Source organism: Gandjariella thermophila, from assembly GCF_005405885.1.
Taxonomy (GTDB): domain Bacteria; phylum Actinomycetota; class Actinomycetes; order Mycobacteriales; family Pseudonocardiaceae; genus Gandjariella; species Gandjariella thermophila.
In genome coordinates this window covers 1-21,020 of record NZ_BJFL01000003.1, presented here as the reverse complement: position 1 = coordinate 21,020, position 21,020 = coordinate 1, and the positions used below count along the sequence as shown (strand labels likewise).

At 72.6% G+C, this 21,020-nt stretch carries 20 protein-coding genes; 10 read left to right on the top strand and 10 right to left on the bottom strand.

What is annotated here, in order from left to right:
- Window positions 1-61: 61 nt before the first annotated feature.
- On the top strand, window positions 62-1,654 hold the full coding sequence (locus tag FFT21_RS03950; protein ID WP_137812373.1) for an acyl-CoA mutase large subunit family protein: 1,593 nt from the start codon (window positions 62-64) through the stop codon (window positions 1,652-1,654).
- Between the two features lie 568 nt (window positions 1,655-2,222).
- Here FFT21_RS03950 and FFT21_RS03945 read toward each other — a convergent pair.
- The gene (locus FFT21_RS03945; protein ID WP_137812372.1) at window positions 2,223-2,978 is read right to left on the bottom strand and encodes an AfsR/SARP family transcriptional regulator; all 756 of its coding nucleotides are present in this window, start codon (window positions 2,976-2,978) and stop codon (window positions 2,223-2,225) included.
- 299 nt (window positions 2,979-3,277) lie between these two features.
- Here FFT21_RS03945 and xylB point away from each other — a divergent pair, with 299 nt between their 5' ends.
- From xylB to FFT21_RS03925, 4 genes are all read left to right on the top strand, one after another.
- Window positions 3,278-4,684, top strand: a complete 1,407-nt coding sequence (gene xylB, locus FFT21_RS03940) for a xylulokinase (protein WP_137812371.1) — start codon at window positions 3,278-3,280, stop codon at window positions 4,682-4,684.
- 227 nt (window positions 4,685-4,911) lie between these two features.
- Window positions 4,912-5,271: a LuxR family transcriptional regulator gene (locus FFT21_RS03935; protein WP_137812370.1), complete on the top strand. Its 360-nt coding sequence runs from the start codon at window positions 4,912-4,914 to the stop codon at window positions 5,269-5,271.
- Window positions 5,272-5,561: 290 nt separating this feature from the next.
- Window positions 5,562-6,758: a M20 family metallopeptidase gene (locus FFT21_RS03930; protein ID WP_137812369.1), complete on the top strand. Its 1,197-nt coding sequence runs from the start codon at window positions 5,562-5,564 to the stop codon at window positions 6,756-6,758.
- Entirely contained in the window at window positions 6,755-8,047 is a 1,293-nt protein-coding gene (locus FFT21_RS03925) for an amidohydrolase (protein WP_137812368.1), read from the top strand. Before FFT21_RS03930 ends, FFT21_RS03925 begins: the two co-directional genes overlap by 4 nt.
- 171 nt (window positions 8,048-8,218) lie before the next feature.
- Here the strand turns inward: FFT21_RS03925 and FFT21_RS03920 are convergent, their stop codons facing one another.
- Window positions 8,219-8,671 (bottom strand): gamma-glutamylcyclotransferase family protein, encoded by a 453-nt coding sequence (locus FFT21_RS03920; protein WP_137812367.1) that lies wholly within the window; start codon window positions 8,669-8,671, stop codon window positions 8,219-8,221.
- 153 nt (window positions 8,672-8,824) lie between these two features.
- On the opposite strand from FFT21_RS03920, the gene FFT21_RS03915 reads away from it, so the two are divergent.
- From FFT21_RS03915 to FFT21_RS03905, 3 genes are all read left to right on the top strand, one after another.
- Window positions 8,825-10,228: an NAD(P)H-quinone dehydrogenase gene (locus tag FFT21_RS03915; RefSeq protein ID WP_137812366.1), complete on the top strand. Its 1,404-nt coding sequence runs from the start codon at window positions 8,825-8,827 to the stop codon at window positions 10,226-10,228.
- Window positions 10,229-11,095: 867 nt separating this feature from the next.
- The gene (locus FFT21_RS29070) at window positions 11,096-11,257 is read left to right on the top strand and encodes a GVDTG sorting domain-containing protein (RefSeq protein ID WP_192909379.1); all 162 of its coding nucleotides are present in this window, start codon (window positions 11,096-11,098) and stop codon (window positions 11,255-11,257) included.
- A gap of 14 nt (window positions 11,258-11,271) precedes the next feature.
- Entirely contained in the window at window positions 11,272-11,910 is a 639-nt protein-coding gene (locus FFT21_RS03905) for a class F sortase (protein WP_137812365.1), read from the top strand.
- A gap of 203 nt (window positions 11,911-12,113) precedes the next feature.
- Here FFT21_RS03905 and glpK read toward each other — a convergent pair whose 3' ends face one another.
- Together glpK and FFT21_RS03895 are read right to left on the bottom strand one after the other, a co-directional pair.
- Entirely contained in the window at window positions 12,114-13,619 is a 1,506-nt protein-coding gene (gene glpK, locus FFT21_RS03900; RefSeq protein WP_137812364.1) for a glycerol kinase GlpK, read from the bottom strand.
- A 72-nt stretch (window positions 13,620-13,691) separates the two neighbouring features.
- Complete coding sequence (locus FFT21_RS03895) at window positions 13,692-14,675, bottom strand: MIP/aquaporin family protein (RefSeq protein WP_137812363.1); 984 nt, start codon at window positions 14,673-14,675, stop codon at window positions 13,692-13,694.
- 543 nt (window positions 14,676-15,218) lie between these two features.
- On the opposite strand from FFT21_RS03895, the gene FFT21_RS03890 reads away from it, so the two are divergent.
- Window positions 15,219-16,916 (top strand): glycerol-3-phosphate dehydrogenase/oxidase, encoded by a 1,698-nt coding sequence (locus FFT21_RS03890; protein ID WP_225978114.1) that lies wholly within the window; start codon window positions 15,219-15,221, stop codon window positions 16,914-16,916.
- Between the two features lie 17 nt (window positions 16,917-16,933).
- On the opposite strand, the gene FFT21_RS03885 is transcribed toward FFT21_RS03890, so the two are convergent.
- From FFT21_RS03885 to FFT21_RS03865, 5 genes are all read right to left on the bottom strand, one after another.
- The gene (locus FFT21_RS03885) at window positions 16,934-17,737 is read right to left on the bottom strand and encodes an ESX secretion-associated protein EspG (protein ID WP_137812361.1); all 804 of its coding nucleotides are present in this window, start codon (window positions 17,735-17,737) and stop codon (window positions 16,934-16,936) included.
- Window positions 17,738-17,739: 2 nt separating this feature from the next.
- A complete protein-coding gene (locus FFT21_RS03880) occupies window positions 17,740-18,696 on the bottom strand; it encodes a PPE domain-containing protein (protein ID WP_137812360.1) in 957 nt (318 codons plus the stop codon).
- Window positions 18,697-18,719: 23 nt separating this feature from the next.
- Window positions 18,720-19,034 (bottom strand): transcriptional regulator, encoded by a 315-nt coding sequence (locus FFT21_RS03875; protein ID WP_137812359.1) that lies wholly within the window; start codon window positions 19,032-19,034, stop codon window positions 18,720-18,722.
- A 214-nt stretch (window positions 19,035-19,248) separates the two neighbouring features.
- The gene (locus tag FFT21_RS03870; protein ID WP_225978076.1) at window positions 19,249-19,851 is read right to left on the bottom strand and encodes a DUF3558 domain-containing protein; all 603 of its coding nucleotides are present in this window, start codon (window positions 19,849-19,851) and stop codon (window positions 19,249-19,251) included.
- 19 nt (window positions 19,852-19,870) lie between these two features.
- The gene (locus FFT21_RS03865; RefSeq protein WP_137812358.1) at window positions 19,871-20,392 is read right to left on the bottom strand and encodes a hypothetical protein; all 522 of its coding nucleotides are present in this window, start codon (window positions 20,390-20,392) and stop codon (window positions 19,871-19,873) included.
- A 171-nt stretch (window positions 20,393-20,563) separates the two neighbouring features.
- Between FFT21_RS03865 and FFT21_RS30640 the strand changes: the two genes are divergently transcribed.
- A complete protein-coding gene (locus tag FFT21_RS30640; RefSeq protein ID WP_137812357.1) occupies window positions 20,564-20,761 on the top strand; it encodes a helix-turn-helix domain-containing protein in 198 nt (65 codons plus the stop codon).
- Here FFT21_RS30640 and FFT21_RS03855 read toward each other — a convergent pair.
- Window positions 20,743-21,020: transposase family protein (locus FFT21_RS03855; protein WP_137812356.1), on the bottom strand; the 278-nt coding region annotated here is incomplete at its 5' end. The genes FFT21_RS30640 and FFT21_RS03855 overlap by 19 nt on opposite strands.

The window sequence follows — 21,020 nt, the reverse complement described above, 5'->3', positions numbered from 1 at the left end:
CGGCCAATTTTGTGCCATACAGGCAGGCCAGGGCGGTGTACTGACGAGTAGGAGGCGGCTCATGGTGGAGCCGAGGCGGGCCGAATCCGGCTTCGAGGTCAAGCCGGTGTACGGACCGGACGACGTCCGAGGCGGCCCGGAGGGGTTGGCCGAGCGGGTCGGCGAGCCGGGCGAGTACCCGTTCACCCGCGGCGTCTACCCCACCATGTACACGCAGCGGCCGTGGACCATGCGGCAGTACGCCGGGTTCGGCACCGCCACCGAGTCCAACGCCCGCTACCACCAGCTGCTGGAGGCGGGCCAGACCGGCCTCTCGGTGGCCTTCGACCTGCCCACGCAGATGGGCTACGACTCCGACGAGCCGATCGCGCACGGCGAGGTCGGCAAGGTCGGCGTGGCGATCGACTCCATCGAGGACATGCGGACGCTGTTCAACGGCATCCCGCTGGGCGAGGTGTCCACCTCGATGACGATCAACTCGCCGGCCAGCGTGCTGCTGCTGCTCTACCAGCTCGTCGCCGAGGAGCAGGGCTTCTCCGGCAGGCAGCTCACCGGCACGATCCAGAACGACGTGCTCAAGGAGTACATCGCCCGAGGCACCTACATCTACCCGCCGGTGCACTCGCTGCGGCTGATCACCGACATCTTCGCCTACTGCAAGGACCACCTGCCCCGGTGGAACACCATCTCGATCTCCGGCTACCACATGGCCGAGGCCGGGGCGAACCCCGCGCAGGAGATCGCGTTCACGCTGGCCAACGGGGTGGAGTACGTCCGGGCCGCGGTCCGCGCCGGGCTGGCGGTGGACGAGTTCGCGCCGCGGCTGGCCTTCTTCTTCGTCGCCCGCACCTCGCTGCTGGAGGAGGTGGCCAAGTTCCGCGCCGCCCGGCGGATCTGGGCGCGGCTGATGAAGGACGAGTTCGGCGCGCAGAACCCCAAGTCGCTGATGCTGCGCTTCCACACGCAGACCGCCGGCGTGCAGCTCACCGCGCAGCAGCCCGAGGTGAACCTGATCCGGGTCACCGTGCAGGCGCTGGCGGCGATCTTCGGCGGCACCCAGTCGCTGCACACCAACTCCTACGACGAGGCGATCGCGCTGCCCACCGAGAAGGCGGCCCGGCTGGCGCTGCGTACCCAGCAGGTGCTCGGCTACGAGACCGACCTGACCAAGACGGTGGACCCGTTCGCCGGCTCGTACGCGGTGGAATGCATGACCGACGAGGTCGAGGCCACCGCGCTGGAGCTGATGGCCAAGATCGAGGAACGGGGCGGCGCGGTCCGGGCGATCGAGCAGGGCTTCCAGAAGTCCGAGATCGAGCGCACCGCGTACGGCACCGCGAAGGAGATCGACAGCGGCGAGCGGATCGTCGTCGGCCTCAACCGGTACAACCTGGACACCGAGGAGCCGTACGACCCGCTACGGGTGGACCCGGCGATCGAGCAGCAGCAGGCGGAGCGGCTGGCCAAGCTCCGCGCCTCCCGGTCCACCGGGGAGGTCACCTCGGCGCTGGACGAGCTGCGGCGGGCCGCCGAGGGCCGGGACAACGTGCTGCACCCGATGAAGCGGGCGCTGGCCGCCTCCGCGACCGTCGGCGAGGTGTGCCACGCGCTGCGCGACGTCTGGGGTACGTACGTGCCGCCGGACACCTTCTGACCGCCCGTTCCGGAACGTGACTGACCTGCGATGACGAGCATGGGAGCGCGCCGGGGCGGGTTCGGGAACAGGCGCTGAGATCTCCGGAGACGGCAGTCTCTGACCGAACCGCGCGACGTTTGGTTTGGTTTCGACGACTCCGCGGCCCCGCATCCGACCGATGCGGGGCCGTCGCATTCGCGGGTGGAAGCCGAGTGAGTTGTGCGACCGGAAAATCGGACGCCGACGTTCGCTGGTTCCACTCGACCAATCGACTTACTGAACACTTACGGATGGCCTACAACGATCGTCGGTGTTCGGACGAAATTCGCGATGGGACTCCAGTGACTCTTAGTCTGCACGGGCTTCGTCCGATACGCCAGGCACTGTGGAAACGTATTCTGGGCGGGTCTGGAACGATCTAATTAGGTGCTCGCTCGGCATCGACCGGGGCCCCGCTTCGGCGGCTCGGTGCCGGTCCGCGGAACGCGCCCGATCGCGCCGCCGAGGGCTGGTCAGGCCGGGAAGGTGCCGGCTCGCTCGCCGCGCCGTCCCGCCACCGCCAACTGTGCCGTTCCGGCTCAGTGGGTCAGCGGCGCACCGACTGGCGCAGCACGCCCTCCAGCGCCGAGGTGAGCACCGGGCTGGGGTCGAGGCCGAGTTCTTCGGCCAGCCGGCTGCGGATGGCCTGCAACACCGACAACGCCGCCGCCTGCTGGCCGGTGACCGCGAGCAGCCGGGCCAGCCCGGCGTGCAGTGCCTCGTGCATCGGGTGCTCGTCGGCCAGCCTGAGCAGCCAGGGCAGCGCCTCGGTCGCCCTTCCGGACGCGAGCGCCGCCTCGACCAGCGAGTTCCCCGCGGCCGTGCGCTGCAGTTCCCACCGCCGCACGGCGGGCAGATGGGCCGCGATCGGGTTGCCGTCCAGCGCCGGTCCTCGCCAGATGGACAGCGCCCGCAGCAGTTCGTCAACCAGGCGATGGCTCGGCGCCCGCAGGCTGGCACAACGCTGCAACTGCCGTTCGAACGCCTCGGCGTCCAGGCTGCCTAACGGTCTGATCAGCCGGTAGTTGCCGTGCTCGCAGACCACCGCGACGGATCCACCGGCCACCGTGGCCAGCCACCGGCGCAGCCGGGACACGCCCACCTGCATGGCGGTGCGCCCGCTCGGCGGAGTGTTGCCCATCCAGGCCAGGTCGAGCAGCGTTTTCGCGGGAATCGGGTCCTCGGCGGTGAGCAGCACGGCCAGCAGCCGCTGCAGCACGCCGGAGGGCAGTGCCACCTCGCGGGGACCTCGCCAGACCACCAGCCGACCGAGAACACCGAAACGGACGTTGTTTCCGTCCATCGGGTTCAGTCTCAACAACTCCCCCTCCTGGTGATGTTGTCCGGGATGGTCGCCGCCACATGTGGTCACATGCCGCACATGTGGGCGTGGCCGACCACGAATAGCATCGAGCCGACCACGCCGTGAGGTTACCAGCAAAAGCGGAATTGTGGCGAAAAATGGGCTGTCCGGGTGATCTCGGTCCGGATTCGCCGTGGTCGCCGCGTGGAAAAGCGCGAATTCAACCAGCAAGCGAAGGGAGGTTAACGCATGTGTGCCCGGTCACGTCCGCGCCGTGGCATGGGGGATGATGTGTGGCCATGGCGGCGGTGATGGGGATCGACTCGTCGACGCAGTCGACGAAGGCGCTGGTGGTCGACGTGAACACGGGTGCCGTGCTCGGCGAGGGCCGGGCCGCGCACCCGGACGGCACCGAGGTGCACCCGAACGCCTGGTGGGCGGCATGCGAGGAGGCCATGGCGCAGGCCAGCGCGCAGGCCGGCGAGCCGGTGCGGGCCGTCTCGGTGGCCGGCCAGCAGCACGGGATGGTCGCCCTGGACGCGGCGGGCGAGGTGGTCCGGCCGGCACTGCTGTGGAACGACACCCGCTCCGCGGCGCAGGCCCGCAAGCTGGTCGAGCGGGACGGCGCGGCGGTGTGGGCCAAGCGCACCGGTTCCGTTCCGGTGGCCAGCTTCACGGTGACCAAGCTGGCCTGGCTGGCCGAGCACGAACCGGCCAACGCCGAGCGGGTGGCCCGCGTGCTGCTCCCGCACGACTGGCTGACCTGGCGGCTGGCCGCGCCCGGGACCGAGCCGGCCACCGACCGCGGCGACGCCTCCGGCACCGGGTACTTCTCCCCGGCGCGCGGGCAGTGGTTGCCCGACCTGCTCGCCGACGCCTTCGCCGGCCACCGGCCGGACCTGCCCCGGGTGCTCGGCCCGGCCGAGGTCGCCGGGGAAACCGGGGACGGCGTGCCGCTCGGCGCGGGCACCGGCGACAACATGGCCGCCGCGCTCGGCCTGGGCGCCGGCCCCGGCGACGTGGTGGTGTCGCTGGGCACCTCCGGCACGGTGTTCGCGGTGACCGGCGCGCCGACCGCCGACCCGAGCGGCGCGGTCGCCGGGTTCTGCGACGCCACCGGCCGCTTCCTGCCCCTGGTCTGCACGCTCAACGCGGCCCGGGTGCTCACCACCGCCGCCGGCCTGCTCGGCACCGACCTTGCCGGCCTGGACGCGCTCGCGCTGGCCGCCGAGCCCGGCGCGGGCGGGCTGGTGCTGCTGCCGTACCTGGACGGCGAGCGCACCCCGGATCTTCCGGAGGCCACCGGCACCCTGGCCGGCCTGCGGCGGACCAACACCAGCCGGGAGAACGTGGCCAGGGCCGCGGTGGAGGGCATGCTGTGCGGCCTGGCCGACGGCCTGGACGCGCTGCGGGAGCAGGGCGTCGAGGTGCGCCGGGTGCTGCTTGTCGGTGGCGCGGCCCGCTCGGTGGCGGTGCGCGCGGTGGCGCCCGCGCTGTTCGGCGTGCCGGTGGACGTGCCGGAGCCGGCCGAGTACGTGGCCGTGGGCGCGGCGCGGCAGGCGGCATGGGCGCTCTCCGGCGAGGCGGAGCCGCCCTCCTGGCCGGCCGGCACGGAGCGGCGGGAGCCGGACGGCGCGGCGGTGCGGTCCGGCGCCGAGGTGCGGGCCCGCTACGCCGAGGCCCGCCGCCAGATGCACGGCGAGTGATCCCCGCTCCCGCATTCAGCCGGCTCAACGGCGCTTCGGGTCGCCTCGTAAAGCCCGTCGAGCCCGCGGAATGCGGGATGCCACGGATCGGCGGCGTGACCGGGACGGGGTCGGCAGGGCACACTGGGTAGCCGGGAGCCGCGGGCCGATCATGGTCGCCCGCGGCCGGTCGCGCGGTCGACCCGGCCGGCGCGACGCCAACCGGGACGCAGGAGGGAGCCGCGCGCGTGCGGACGAAACACAAGCTGCTCGCCGGGCTGTTCGCGCTGCTCGCCGCCGTGCTGGCGACGGTGCCGATCGCGGCGGCCGGTGCCGCGTCCGCCAGCCCCGGCCGGGCCGGCGCCGGGTATCAGGCCGCGGCAGCGGCGGTCCGGCCGGCCGCCGTGCCGGCCCCGCGCCTGGACACGCCGACCCCGGCGACCGCGCCGCCCGGCCCGTCGATCGCGCCCCCGCCGCAGAGTCCGGTCAGCAACATCACCGCGGACAAGAACAAGATGTGGGCGATCGGCATTGCCGCGGTGCTGATCGGCAGCGTGATCTTCGGTCGGCGCCGCAGGAAGAAGCGGCAGGAGAGCAGCTCCGGCTGACAGCCTGTTCCGGAACCGGACCGACCCTGCGATGACGAGTATGGGAACGCGCCAGGGCGAAGCCTCGCGATCGCGGCGCGCGTTCGGGGACAAGCACTGAGCCCGCCGGCTCCGTCCGGTCGGTCGCCGGTGTCCGCCGAACCCGGCGACCGCCCCGCTCGTCCGCGCCCGTGACGTACGGCCGGACCGAAACTCCGCACGCCGTTCGCCGCGTCGTCGCAACCGGCCGACCGGTTGGTACGCCGGCCGTGCCCCGTGGCGGGGCCCACGTGGTGCAGGATGGACGGCAAATGAGTACCGACTTCACGACGCAATGCCGCTGGGCCGTCGAGCGGTACGCGGACGCGCTGGTCGGGCTCTCCCGCAGCATCCACGCCGAACCGGAACTGGCCTTCGCCGAGCACCGCAGCGCCGCGAAGATCGCCGACCTGGTCGAGCGCGAGGGTTTCACCGTGCAGCGGGGCGTCGCCGGGCTGGACACCGCGTTCACGGCCACCTACGGCACGGGTCCGCTGGTGGTCGCGCTGTGTGCCGAGTACGACGCGTTGCCCGGGATCGGCCACGCGTGCGGCCACAACATCATCGCCGCGTCCTCCACCGGCGCCGCGCTCGCGCTGCGTGACGTCGCCGAGGGACTGGGCATCACCGTCAGGCTGATCGGTACGCCGGCCGAGGAGAGCGGCGGCGGCAAGGTGCTGCTGCTGGAGCGCGGCGTGTTCGACGACGTGGCGATGGCCATGATGGTCCACCCGGCGCGCGAGGAGACCTGCGCGTCCACCTCGCTGGCCATCACCGACCTGGAGGTCAGCTACACCGGCAGGGCCTCGCATGCCGCGGCCGCGCCGCACCTGGGCGTGAACGCCGCGGACGCGATCACCGTCGCCCAGGTGGCCGTCGGTCTGGTCAGGCAGCACCTGGAACCCCAGCAGATGGTGCACGGTATCGTGACCCATGGTGGCGACGCGCCGAACATCGTGCCCGAACGCACGTCGGCGGTGTTCTACCTGCGCGCCGCGGACGTCGACTCGCTGACTCGCCTGGAGAGCCGGATCCGGGACTGCTTCCGAGCCGGCGCGGTGGCCACCGGATGCACCCACGAGGTCGTGCAGGTGTCACCCGTCTACGCCGAACTGGCCCCGGACGTGTGGCTGGCAGGGGCATACCGCTCCGCCATCATGGAGCTTGGCAGGAACCCGCTGAGCCCGGAAGAGGAGCGCACCCGCAAGACGGGCAGCACCGACATGGGCAACATCACCCGCGCGTTGCCCGCCATCCATCCGACCATCGCGATCGACTGCGGAGACGCGGTGCACCACCAAGCGGAGTTCGCGGCGGCCTGCGCATCGGCATCGGCCGATCGCGCGGTCCTCGACGCCGCGCTGGCCATGGCCTGGACCGCGGTGGCCGCCGCCACCGACGACGACCAGCGCGCCCGCTTGCTCGCCCGGGCCACCGCGCGCAGCGTTCCCACCGGAGGAACCCGATGACCGTGCTGGACTCCAGGCCGGGTGTGCCGCCCGGCAACGGCGTTCCCCGCGAGGAGGATTCCGAAGTGCTGATCACCGACCGCGGGGTCAGCATGTCCACTGTGGAGGACCTCGGCGCCGGTCGTGGACCCTCCTGGTTGGACGGTTGGCTCGCGGCCAACGCATCCGAGGTCGTCGCCTGGCGTCGGCACCTGCACGCCCACCCGGAACTGTCCCGTCAGGAGCGGGCGACGACTGAGCTCATCGCCGGTCTGCTGCGCTCGGCGGGGTTGCGGCCGCGGGTGCTGCCCGGCGGCACCGGACTCGTGTGCGACATCGGGCGGGGGCACCGCTGCGTCGCGCTGCGCGCCGACATCGACGCGCTGCCGCTCACCGAGGCCACCGACCTGCCCTACACGTCCACCGTGGACGGCGCCTGCCACGCCTGCGGCCACGACGCGCACACCGCCGTGCTGCTCGGCGCCGCACTGGCCCTGGCCAGCGCGCCGGAACTGCCGGGACGGGTGCGGCTGATCTTCCAGCCGGCCGAGGAAGTGATGCCGGGCGGCGCGCTGGACGTGCTGGCCGCCGGTGGCCTGGACGGCGTCGAGCAGATCTTCGGCCTGCACTGTGACCCGCGCCTGCGGGTCGGCCGGATCGGCACCCGGATCGGCGCCATCACCTCCGCCAGTGACCTGCTGGAGTTGTGGCTGACCTCGCCGGGCGGGCACACTTCCCGGCCGCACCTGACCGCCGACCTGGTGCACGCGCTGGGCACGGTGATCACCGGTCTGCCCACGCTGCTGTCCCGCCGGGTCGACCCGCGCTCGGGCACCGTGCTGGTGTGGGGCGCGGTGCAGGCCGGCGAGGCGCCCAACGCGATCCCCCAGGACGGCGTGCTGCGCGGCACTCTGCGCACCGGGGACCGGGACACCTGGATCGAGCTGCAGCCGCTGATCCGGGAACTGGTCGGCGCCCTGCTCGCACCCACCGGCGTCACCTACGACCTGCAGCACCGCCGGGGCGTGCCGCCCGTGGTCAACGACCGGGAGAGCACCCACCTGCTGCGCGGCGCGGTGCGGACCGCGCTCGGCGAGGACGCGCTGGCCGGCACCGAGCAGTCCTCCGGCGGTGAGGACTTCGGCTGGTACCTGGAGCAGGTGCCCGGCTCGTTCTGCCGGCTGGGCGTGTGGTCCGGTGAGGGGCCGAGGTACGACCTGCACCAGCCCACCTTCCGGTTGGACGAGCGTGCCCTGCTGGTCGGCGTCCGGGTCATGGTGCACGCCGCCCTTGCTGTGTTGAACTCCTAGCCGCGCAGCGTCCGATCGCGTCGCCGGGGCTCGGGCAGGGGTTCGCATCCGGCGGTAGGTGCCTGGTGGGCGCCCCGCCACCGCGATCGGACGGGCTCCGCCCGGCGCGGTGTTGAACTCCTAGCCGCGCAGCGTCCGATCGCGTCGCCGGGGCCCTGGAGTCCTGACGGGTTACGGGCCGATGCCCCGGCAGGGGCGGGTGCGCAGGTCCTCGACGTAGTCGGCGGGGGCGCCGGCCGCCTCCGCGGCGTCGGCCACCACGCCGAGGTACCGCGCCGACGGCAGCCCGCCCTCGTAGGCGTCCAGCACGTACAGCCAGGCCAGCACCGAGCCCTCCAGGGTCTGCACCCGCAGCCTGATCTTCTTGTGCAGGCCCAGCTCCGAGCCCTCCCACTGGTCGAGGCTGGGCTCGTCGTACGGGCTGACGTCGTAGAGCACGACGAAAACCTGCGAGTTGGGCTCCTCGACGATGGTGGCGAGGGCTCCCTCCCAGCCGACGTCCTCCCCGCCGAAGGTCAGCCGCCAACCCTGCAGCCAGCCCGTACCGATCATCGGCGAGTGCGGGGCTCGCTCCATCATCTGGGCTGGATCCATGTTGGACCCGTAAGCGGCGTAGAGCGGCACTCGGACAGAGTAGCGACACCACGATCACCCGTTGGGAGGTTGCACCGCGGGTAGAGCGAAAACCCATCCACTCGGAACGGGGACGAGGGGGAGCGCGTACGGTTGTCTGCGGCTGCCCCACTGATGACCATGCGTGCTGGAGGAGGACCCGCGGTGACCCGGATCGTGATCATGGGCGGTGGCCCGGCAGGTTACGAGTCCGCCCTGGTCGCCGCGCAGCACGGCGCCGACGTGACCGTGGTCGAGGCGGCCGCGATGGGCGGCGCCTGCGTGCTCTACGACTGCGTGCCGTCGAAGACCTTCATCGCCTCCGCCGGCGCCCGATCGAACTTCCGCAACGCCGACGAGTTGGGCATCCGCACCAACAACACCGAGGCCGCGGTGGACCTGCCCCGGGTGCACGGCCGGGTCAAGGGGCTGGCGCTGGCGCAGTCCGCGGACATCCGCGCCCGGCTGCAGCGCGAGGGTGTGCGGCTCGTCACCGGGCACGCCGAGTTCTGCGACAACCAGCCGGGGCTGGCCCAGCACCGGCTGGCGGTGCGGACCGCGGACGGCACCGAGGAGGTGCTGTCGGCGGACGTGGTGCTGGTGGCCACCGGCGCCACCCCGCGCATCCTGCCCGGCGCCGAGCCGGACGGTGAGCGCATCCTCACCTGGCGGCAGATCTACGAGCTGCGCGAGCTACCGGAGCACCTGACCGTGATCGGCTCCGGCGTCACCGGCGCCGAGTTCGCCTCCGCCTACACCGAGATGGGCGTCAAGGTGACCCTGGTGTCCAGCCGGGACCGGGTGATGCCGCACGAGGACGCCGACGCGGCGGCGGTGCTGGAGGACGTGTTCGCCGAGCGGGGCACCACGGTGGCCAAGCACGCCCGCGCCGAGCGGGTGGAGCGCACCGCCGACGGCGTCGTGGTGCACCTGCAGGACGGCCGGAAGATCGAGGCCAGCCACGCGCTGATGACCGTCGGCTCGGTGCCCAACACCTCCGACATCGGCCTGAAACGGGTCGGCGTGGAAACCGGTCCTGGCGGGTTCATCCCGGTGGACCGGGTGTCCCGCACCTCGGTGCCCGGCATCTACGCGGCCGGCGACTGCACCGGGGTGATGATGCTCGCCTCGGTGGCCGCGATGCAGGGCCGGATCGCCATGTGGCACGCCCTCGGCGAGGGCGTCAGCCCGATCAAGCTCAAGACCGTGGCGGCGAACGTGTTCACCCACCCGGAGATCGCCACGGTCGGCATCACCCAGCAGGCCATCGACTCCGGCGAGGTCCCGGCGCGGACGATCATGCTGCCGCTGGCCACCAACCCCAGGGCGAAGATGGAGGGCCTGCGGCGCGGCTTCGTCAAGCTGTTCTGCCGCCCGGCCACCGGTGTGGTGGTCGGCGGCGTGGTCGTCGCGCCCACCGCGAGCGAGCTGATCCTGCCCATCGCGCTGGCGGTGCAGAACCAGCTCACCGTGGAGCACCTGGCCACCACCTTCTCCGTGTACCCTTCGCTGTCCGGGTCGATCACCGAGGCCGGCCGCCAGCTGATGCGGCACGACGATCTGGACTAGCCGCGGCGGCGCGGTCGCGGCGCGAGTTGCCGAGTAGGCAGCGCTCAACCTCTCTCACGGCCGCGTTCCCTGGCACCCGACCGGGCGTCGCACGTTGCGGTGGAGTGCCTGTGTCGCGGCGCCTTTCCGGGCGCGGGGACGGGCCCGACGTGTTCGGATGGTGCCCGTACCAATACGCCCAGTACCGATACGCACGGTGGGGGATGGGCGACGACACGCACCCTTCCCTGCGGCGGTGGCCGGCAACGCGGCCGAAGCGCTTCCCGCGCGGCACCGTCCACCTGCGTCCGGATGCTCGAGAGAGGTTGCGCTGTGATCAACCGCCGGATTCTGCTCGCGGCAGCAGGGGTGGCCGGCATGGCCATCTTCGCGCTGTCGCCGTCGATTGCGTCGCCAGCCGCGTATGCCGCGGCCGGTCCGAGTGACATTGGTCAGGGCCAGGGGCACGCTCCCCGCCCGGGGCAGCCGGATGCTCCGGGCGGCCCGGGTGGCTCGGGTGGCTCGGGTGGTCCGGGCGCCCCCGGCGGTCCGGGCGGTCCGGGTGGTGGTGTGCCCGGCGGTCCGGGCGGTCCGGGCGGTCCGGGCGGTCCGGGTGGTCCGGGTGGTGGTGTGCCCGGCGGTCCGGGCGGTCCGGGTGGTCCGGGTGGTGGTGTGCCCGGCGGCCCCGGTGGTCCGGGCGGGCCCGGTGGTCCCGGTGTTCCCGGGCTGCCCAGCTGCACCGACTGCCCGGCGTGTGCGGCGTGCAAGCCGCCCAAGCCGGCTCCGGTCCCGCCGCCCGCACCTGCTCCGGCCCCGCCGGCCGCCCCGCCCGCCGCTCCGCCGGCCGCGCCGACCACCACGACCCCGCCGACCTCCCAGGTGCCCCGGGTGCCGCGCGGCCCGGTCGCGGGCGGCGGTGGCGGCACCGCCACGGAGACCACCGATGCGGCCGTTGACGGGCCGGCCGTGCTCGGCGCGGCGCTCGCCGCCCTCGGTGCCTCCGCCGGTGTCGTGGTGTGGCGCCGCCGCCGGTCGGGCGCCACGCACTGACCGGGGCAGCATCCATGCGCTCGTGGTGGCGCTCGGACCGCGACCGCCGCGCCCTTGGCGTGGCGGTCGCGGCCTTGCTGCTGGCCCTGGTCGGGCTGGTGGCCAGGGACGTGTTCGACACGGTGACCGCGGAGCCGGCCCCGGCACCCGCCGTGGCCGCGCCGGCGCCGGTGCCCACCGGTCAGGAGGAGCCCAGGGGCCTGCTGCCCTCACCGCCGGTGCTCCTGGAGATCCCCAAGATCGGTGTGCACTCCTCGCTGATCCCGCTCGGGCTCAACCCGGACGGCTCGATGCAGGTTCCGCCGCTGGACGACCCGATGCAGGCCGGCTGGTACTCCTACGGCCCGACCCCGGGCGAGGTCGGCCCCGCGGTGCTGGTCGGGCACGTGGACGGCTACACGCGTGCCGGGGTGTTCTACCGGTTGCGCCAGCTCGCCCCCGGCGACGAGATCCTGGTGACCCGCAAGGACGGTGCCCGGGTGGTGTTCCGGGTACGCAGTGTCGAGCGGGTGCCCAAGGATTCCTTCCCCACCCAGGCGGTGTTCGGCAACACAACCGGGCCCGAGCTGCGGTTGATCACCTGCGGCGGTCGGTTCGACCGGAGAGCCGCCAGCTACCGGGACAACATCATCGCCTACGCCGTCATGGAATGACCGGACCGGCCGGGCCCGCGAGCACGGCCCGGCCGGTCCGCCCGGACTCGTTGTGCCTGCTCCTGAACGCGTGCCGCGATCGCGTCGCCGGGGCGCGATCGGGACATGGCACCGCGGTTGTCCCTGATGGGGCGCCCCGCCCCGCGATCGCGGGGGCCCGCCATACTCGACGTCGCAGGTCAGTCCCGTTCCGGAACGGGCGGTTATTGGACCCAGTCGAAGGTGCGGGTGACGGCCCGCTTCCAGTTCTGGTACTCGCGTTCCCGGGTCTCCTCGTCCATGGTGGGGTCCCACTGCTTGTCCTTGGCCCAGTTGGCCCGGATGTCGTCCTCGCCCGACCAGAACCCCACCGCCAGCCCGGCGGCGTAGGCGGAACCCAGCGCGGTGGTCTCGGCGACCACCGGCCGGATCACCGGCACCCCGAGGATGTCCGCCTGGAACTGCATGAGCAATTCGTTGGCGACCATCCCGCCGTCCACCTTCAACGACTTCAGCGGTACCCCGGAGTCGGCGTTCATCGCGTCGATCACCTCGCGGGTCTGGAAGGCCGTCGCCTCCAGCACCGCCCTGGCCAGGTGCCCCTTGTTGACGAACCGGGTGAGGCCGGCGATCACGCCGCGCGCGTCGGAGCGCCAGTACGGGGCGAACAGCCCGGAGAAGGCCGGCACGAAGTAGCAGCCGCCGTTGTCGTCCACCGTGCGAGCCAGGTCCTCGACCTCGGGCGCGGAGGCGATCAGGCCCAGGTTGTCCCGCAGCCACTGGACCAGCGCCCCGGTGATCGCGATGGCGCCCTCCAGCGCGTACACCGTCCGCCGGTCGCCGATCTTGTAGCAGACCGTGGTGAGCAACCCGTTGCGGCTCATCACCTTGTCGTTGCCGGTGTTGAGCAGCACGAAGTTGCCGGTGCCGTAGGTGTTCTTCGCCTCGCCGACGGACAGGCACGCCTGACCGAAGGTGGCCGCCTGCTGGTCGCCGAGGATGCCGGCGATCGGCACGCCGGAGAGCACGCCGCGCTCCCGGACCCGGCCGTACTCCTCCGAGGAGGACCGGATCTCCGGCAGCATCGCGGTGGGGATGCCCATCTCGGCGCAGATGTCACCATCCCAGGACAGCGTGTCCAGGTTCATCAGCAGGGTGCGGGACGCATTGGTGGCGTCGGTGATGTGCTGCCCGCCGTTGGGACCGCCGGTGGCGTTCCACAGCAGCCAGGTGTCCATGTTGCCGAACAGCAGCTCACCGGCCTCGGCGCGGTCCCGGGCCCCGGACACCTCGTCCAGGATCCAGCGGATCTTCGGCCCGGAGAAGTAGGTGGCCAGCGGCAGCCCCGTGGTGGACTGGTACCGCTCCTGGCCACCACCGCGCCCGGCGAGTTCCTGGCAGATCGCGTCGGTGCGGGTGTCCTGCCAGACGATCGCGTTGTGCACCGGCCGGCCGGTGGAGCGTTCCCACACCACCGTCGTCTCCCGCTGGTTGGTGATGCCCACCGCGGCGATGTCCCCGGCGGTCAGGTCCGCCTTGGCCAGCGCACGCGCGGTCACCTCCCGGGTGTTGCCCCACACCTCCTCCGGGTCGTGCTCCACCCAGCCGGCCCTCGGGAAGATCTGCCGGTGCTCCATCTGGTCGGCGGCCACCACGCCACCGGAGTGGTCGAAGACCATGCACCGGGTCGAGGTGGTGCCCTGATCGATCGCGGCTACGTACTGGGTCATGGTCGGTTCCTTTCCTCCCGCGGGTTCGCGCGACCGCGATCGCGCCGCCGGGGGGTCGCGTGCCGGTCCACGTCAGCCGCCGGACCCGGGCACCCGCCCGCTCTCCGCGGTGACGCCTTCCTGCCCCTCGCCCTCACGGGCCTCCGGTACCCGCCCGGGCGGCGGCGTCGGCTCCGCCTCCGGCACCTGCCGGGCGGCCAGCACCAGACCGACGAACAGGTCGTACAGCAGAATCCCGAGCACGCCGCCGACCAGCGGTCCGGCGATCGGGATCCACCAGTAGTTGGTGAACCAGCCGTAGTGGCCCGGGAAGGCGATCGGTCCCCAACCCGCGGCGAAGGTGAACAGCCGCGGCCCGAGGTCGCGGGCCGGGTTGATGGCGTAGCCGGCGTTCGTGCCGTAGGTGAGGCCGATCGCCACCACCACGAAACCGATCAGGTACGGAGCGACGTTCGCCGCCGGCGCCTGGTTGCGGCGGTCGATCAGCGCGGCGATCAGGGCCAGCAGGATCGCGGTCCCCACCACCTGGTCCACGAACGGCCCGACCCAGCCGTTGCCGAAGTACTTCGCCGGGAACGTGGCGAAGATGGCGAACGTGTCCAGCGACTGCGTTCTCGACGCGATGTTGTTGGTGGTGTTGTACGCGTTGATGGCGGAGGCGTAGACCGCGTAGACGACGGCCGCGCCCGCGAGCGCCCCGGCGAGTTGGGCAGTCCAGTACGGCACCACCTTCCGCCACGGGAAGCCGCGCCGCACAGCGAAGGCGAGCGTCACCGCGGGATTGATGTGCGCGCCGCTGACGCCCCCGGCCGCATAGACGCCGAAGACCACCGCCAGGCCCCACCCGAAGGCGACGATCAACCAGTTGGCCGGACCGAACGGCATGCTCTGTCGGCCGGAGCCGGGCAGCCCGGCGACCGCCACCGCCACCGAGCCGCACCCCAGCAGGATCAGAATCATCGTTCCGAAGAACTCGGCCAGCAGCTCACCACCTGTGCTCCGGCACACCGAGGCCCACAGCCCCGATGGCCCTTCGACCCTGCGTTGTTCGGACATGGACGGCGCCTCCTTCCCGCGAGACGGGTACCCCGGCGCATGGCACGGAAAGCTCCGCCCGGGCGTGGGCGGCCGCACGGTCGGATCGCTTCGTGGCCGGCCGGGACGATGCTGGGCGACGCGGAACGGTGCCGGCGTCGAAAGCCGCCGCACCCCGGCCCGACCCGCGGGCCCCGCCACCTGGGCGCAGGCGGTACCGCATGCCGACGACCTCCCGGCGTAGGCAGTCCCCGCGGCGGTACGACCACGCCCCCCGAAACCGGGTGGGGCGGCGCCGCCCCGTCCGGAGGTGAGACTTGACGCTACTTCGGCCGTAGCACTCCCGCCAGTTTTCGTTGACCGAGGTCAGTCCGGGGAAGGCGGAGGCGCCTTCTCGGGCGTGCGGCCGGCGTACGGCGGCGCCCGGACGACGGCTGAGCAGGTAGCGTTGTCAGTGATCGGATGTAGTCCCGTTGACTGCCAGGGAGGGTGGGGGCGGTGGCCAACCGCAAGCCGCGAACGACAGCGGAAGGGCGCGCCGACTCCGGGCGGGCCACCGGCCGGTTGGGCGTCGCGGAGCGCGTGGACTCCTGGCGGCGGCTGTCTGAGGAGACCTTCGACCTGGTGATCGTGGGCGGCGGCGTGGTCGGCACGGGTGCCGCCCTGGACGCCGCGACCCGGGGCCTGCGGGTCGCCCTGGTGGAGGCCAGGGACCTCGCCTCGGGCACCTCCAGCCGGTCCAGCAAGCTGTTCCACGGCGGCCTGCGCTACCTGGAACAGTTGGAGTTCGGACTGGTCCGGGAGGCGCTGCGGGAGCGGGAACTGGTCCTCACCCGGCTGGCGCCGCACCTGGTCAAGCCGGTCAGCTTCCTGTATCCGCTCACCCACCGGTTCTGGGAGCGCCCCTACGTGGCGAGCGGCCTGCTGCTCTACGACACCATGGGCGGCGCCCGCTCGGTGCCCGGCCAGCGGCACCTGACCAGGGCCGGCGCGCTGCGGATGATGCCGGCGCTGAAGCGGGACGCGCTGATCGGCGCGGTGCGCTACTACGACGCGCAGGCCGACGACGCCAGGTACACGCTGACCCTGGCGCGCACCGCCGCCCACTACGGCGCGGTGGTGCGCAGCTCCACGCAGGTGACCGCGTTCCTGCGGGAGGCGGACCGGGTGTGCGGGGTGCGGGTGCGGGACGCGGAGAACGGCGAGGAAACCGACGTCCGTGCGCATGCCGTGATCAACGCCACCGGGGTGTGGACCGACGAGCTGCAGCGGCTGTCCGGCAGCCGGGGCCGGTTCCGGGTACGGGCCAGCAAGGGTGTGCACATCGTGGTGCCCAGGGACCGGATCGTCTCCGAGACCGGGCTGATCCTGCGCACCGAGAAGTCCGTGCTGTTCGTCATCCCGTGGCGCAACCACTGGATCATCGGCACCACGGACACCGACTGGAACCTGCACCTGGCACACCCGGCGGCGACCAAGGCCGACATCGACTACATCCTGGAACACGTCAACGCGGTGCTGGCCACCCCGCTCACGCACGACGACATCGAGGGCGTGTACGCCGGGCTGCGGCCGCTGCTCGCCGGGGAGAGCGAGGAGACCTCCAAGCTGTCCCGCGAGCACGCGGTGGCCCGGGTGGCCCCCGGCCTGGTGGCCATCGCCGGGGGTAAGTACACGACCTACCGGGTGATGGCGGCGGACGCGGTGGACGCCGCCTCGGCCGACCTGCCCGGCCGGGTCGCGCCGTCCATCACGGACAAGGTGCCGCTGCTCGGCGCGGACGGCTACCACGCCCTGGTCAACCAGGTGGACCAGCTCGGCGCCCGGTACGGGCTGCACCCCTACCGGGTGCGGCACCTGCTCGACCGGTACGGCTCGGCGATCTACGAGGTGCTGGATCTCGCGCTGGACGAGCCGGAGCTGCTCCGCCCGGTCCCGGCCGCGCCGGACTACCTGCGGGTAGAGGTGGTCTACGCGGCCAGCTACGAGGGCGCGCTGCACGTCGAGGACGTGCTCGCCCGGCGGATGCGGATCTCCATCGAGTACCCGCACCGGGGGGTCGACTCCGCCGAGCCGGTGGCCCGGCTGGTCGGCGGGGTGCTTGGCTGGGACGAGGCGACCATCGCCCGCGAGGTCGAGGTGTACCGGGCGCGGGTGGACGCCGAGCGGGACTCGCAGACCCAGCCGGACGACCAGGCGGCGGACGCCAGCCGGGCGGCCGCGCCGGAGATCCGCCCGGAGATTCTCGAGCAGGTGAGCTGACGGTCGGACCCCTCGGCTCAGGCCGCCTGGACGACCTCGCCGTACAGCTCGCTCACGTGCTGGTGCAGCCGCCGCGGATCGGCCGGGGAGATCGTGCTCCACGGCGTGCCGCCGGGGAACTCGCGGCGCATCTGCACGTAGCGACCCTTGGGCGTGTCGAAGAACGCGACCACCCGCTCGCCGCGTACCCGCCGGCCGAACCTGTCCCTGGCGGCCGCGCCGAACTGGCCGCGGTTGCCGGCGTCGGTGACCATGGCGGCCAGCGTCCTCGCGTCGTCGGCACGCACGCCCCGGCCGCGCAGCGCCTTCTCCAGTTCCTCCGGCGTGCTCGCCTCGGCCGCGGCGGCGTCCAGGTCCGCACTTGGCAGGGTGACTGAGTGGCCCGGCCCGGCGTGGGCGGCCGGCAACACCGACAGCGCCTCCCGGGGCAGCCCCTCCGCGGAGGCGTAGCGCAGCGTCAGCGCGTCTCCGGTCAGCACGGCGAGCACCGCGGACTCGCCCTTGGCCGCCGCCAGCAACCGGACGCTGCGGCCCAGCCAGATCCGCCCGTCGACCTCCCGCTCCGGCCGGTCCAGCAGGGTGAGCAACTCGACCAGCGTCGGGTCCGGGGCCACCTCGCGGCCCAGGCCGCGGGCGGAGAGCCCCTCCCAGGTGCGCCGTACCAGGCCGGCCCGCTCGGTGTGCGTCTTGCCCGGCGAGGGCACCCGCAGCACCAGCGGCATCACCGCGAGCCGCAGGTGCTCCCAGAGCACGTCGAACTCCAGCGCCGAGATCGTGATGGGCTCCCGTAACTGGTCCGGGCCGAGCTCGGTGCGGAACATGGTCACGCGTCTCCTCCGATCACGGGTGGGGAGACCATCATGCCGTTGCCGAAGCCGTCCTCGGCGCGTACCAGGTAGTTGCCCGGCGTGGGACCATCCGGCGCCGCCGCGGCCGGCCGTGCGGTTCCCTCGGCGCCCGGCGTTCTCGGCGCGGGCGCCGTGGGGTGGGGTTCACTCTCGCTGGCACCCTCTCCGGCGCGCGACGCGCCCTGGCCCGGTCCGCCGGCACCGTGGCCGGTGCGGGACCGGGCCCGGCCCGGCTCGGCCGCACCGTGGCCGGTTCGGGACGCTTCCCGGCCCGGCCGGCGTCCGGTCTCCCGAGGGCCCGCCGCGCCGGCTCGCACCGGCTCACCGGCCCGGACCGGGACGCCGCCGGACCGGTGCGCCGCGGCCCCGGCGCTATCCCCGTGCATCGGGGCCGCGGCACCCACCACCTCCGGCGGTGGGCCGAACCGGCCGAGCGAGCTGGTGTTGCTGGCCGTGTTGCTCTCGTAGTCGGCCATCACCTGGAAGGCGCGCTGCTCCGCGGCGCTGCGTTCGGCCTCCTGGTTCTCGTAGTCGGTCTGCCCGCCGAAGAGGTGGGTCAGGCCACGTACCACCGCGCCCGGCTGCTCACTGGTCACCGCGACCGGGCGGGGCATCTCGGCCCTGGCCTTGCTCACGTAGTCGGCCTGCAGCTCCGCGGACAGCCGCATCACGTCCGCGCTGGTCCTGGCCTGGGCCGCCCACTCGGCCAGCGGGCCGATGCCGGCCCTGGCCGCCTCGGCCGCGACGCCCTCCCAGGCCGCGCCGGACGCGGCCACGCCCCGGCTGAGTTCCTGGTCGATCTCGGCGAGCGCGTCCGCCACCCCGCGCCAGCGCTCCGCGGACGCGGCTGACGCGCTCGGCCCCGGGCCGGAGTTCAGCTTGGTGAACAGCTCCTCGTGCGTGTACCCCTGCCACCGGTGATCGCCGCTCATTCCAGACCCCCTCGTTCGGCGGGCTAGCAGCCGCCCTGCCGCCGCAGCAGTGTGGTGTTGTCGCCCTCGATGACCTGGTACTGCTCGTCGACCTGCTGCAGCGCGTCCATCGCGGACTTGAGCTGGCGCTGGTAGCCCTGCAGCGCGGCGAGCGCCGAGTCGCCGGCCTCCACCGAGCGCTGGTTGAACTGTTGCGCGGCCTCGGCGCTGACCGGATCGCCGGCCCACGGTTTGATCCGGATGTCCGTGATGGCCAGCTCGATCTGCTTGTCCAGCTTGGTCAGCGCGTTGCCGAACGCGCGGCGCAGGCCGGGGATCGCCGCGGGGTCCACGCGCATCGTGCGTGGATCGGGGAGGCGCGACGGGTCGGGTACCGCTGCGTCTCCGGCACCGTTGGGACGCGGGTGTGCGGGCACATGACCTCCCTGGGGTGGACGTGCAGCGACACTTTAGCCACCGTGCGTGACCACCGGGAGGGGTTTCGCCGGACATTTCGCCATGTGGTACGGGCCCGCCCGGCCGCGTGCACCCGCCGTTCACCGGCCACGATGATCAGTGCTGTCGGCCGAGCCCGGTCATCGCCGCCTCCGCCACCCGCCGCGCCCCGGCACACAGCGTGTCCTGCGGTAGCGGAGTGGCGTTGCCGCCGTCGCGGAACAGCACGTCCAGGAACTGGCCGTCGGCCACCCCGATGTCGACGTTGCACGCGGTCTCCACACCCGGGGTGCGCACCTCCAGGGCGGGAAACCCGGCCACGGCCAGCGGCCGGGCGTCCACCTGGGCGTTGTCGGACAGCCACACCCGCACGTCCTCGGTGGTCACCAGGGCGAGTCGGGCCACCGTCCCGCTGCCCAAGCCGCGCATGGTGCACGCCTGCGCGCCGCCCATGCCGGCGTCCAGGTACCTGCTGGGCGGGTTGTCCAGGCTGAGCTGGGCGCGCTGGTCCGGGTCCAGGATTCGGCACGGGTCGATGCCGTCCAGCCGCAGGTCGTGCGGGCGCGGGGGCAGCGAGATCGTCGTGGTGGGCGGTGGCGACACCACGGAGGTCCGCTGGTGCGAGCGGGCCAGCGGGCCGGGCAGGCAGCCGGCGACCGCCATGATCGGCAGGGCAAGCAGCGCCAGCACCGCGGTGGGGCGCCGCCGGTAGCTCCGCATGGCCCGTACGGTAGCGAAGCTATCGCTCGCCGTGATCCTCGACGTTCCGGTCTGCCGCGCAGGCGCCTGGCCGTACTCCGACGGCTTCGATGCTCACGATCAGGATTGCCCCGGCGACCGCGATGAACGGAGCGGGTTCGCCGGACGGCGGTTCCACCCAGGCGAGCGGGCCGCCGGGCACGCGGGTGGGCGGCAGTTCGATCCTGCTGGCGGGTGGCGCGTGGTCGATGCCGCAGGCGGCGAGTTCGGTGAGCACGCCGTGGTCCACCCCGTCCATCGGCGCGGTGAGAAAGACCCACCGTTCCTGACCCGGCACGCAGATCACCGGCGTCGGCCGGCATTTGGCTCGTAGCCGGGCACGGACGCGTTCGGCCAGCGGTAACGGCACGCCGAGGGCGTCGACGGCCCGCCCGGCCAGGGTCCACACAGCCCACCCGTGCGCGACGGCCGGCCAGCCCTCGTCTTCGAGGTACCGCACTGCGGCGGCGGCGCACTCGCCGGGCATTTCGATCATGTCCGGCTGTTCTTCGGCGTGGGTCACCCGATGCCCCCTCTGGTTCGCCTGGGTACCGGGACGACCCGCGAGGAAGGTCACGCCGCCCGCCTAGTGAACTCTAATTCTGAGTGCTCAGAATGAGCATCACGCAAGAGAGTGATCGTCGTGGTGACCGGGCGTCAACACCCCTTGGTGCGCCCTTGGTGCGGGGAGAGGATGATCGCGCTCGTCTTCTCAGCAGGAGGTACTCCCGTGGCGATCAGCCCCACTGTGCGCCGTCGTCGGTTGGCGGCTGAGCTGCACAGGCTGAGAGAAGCGGCCGGCCTGACGCACCAGGAGGTCGCCGATCGGCTGGGCGTCGGCTTCTCGCGAGCCAAGAGCGTTATTCAGAGCCCTTACCAGCCAAGTCGGTAGAACTCCAGTGCGGTGACGATTCGGATGACATTCGGAAGCTCGGCGAGGCGCCCTCGAAAGCCGGTGGCAAGTATCTTCCAGTTCTTGACATGGGCGATGCATCGTTCGACGGCAGAGCGCAGTGAGGAGATCATCTTGTTGTTTGCCTTGTCGCCGATAGAGAGCTCGCCACCCTTGGGTTTCTTGCGAGGCGTGATTGCGTGAGTTCCCTGGTAGGCAGGGTCGGCGATGACTGGGACATCGGCCAGAAGATCTTCCC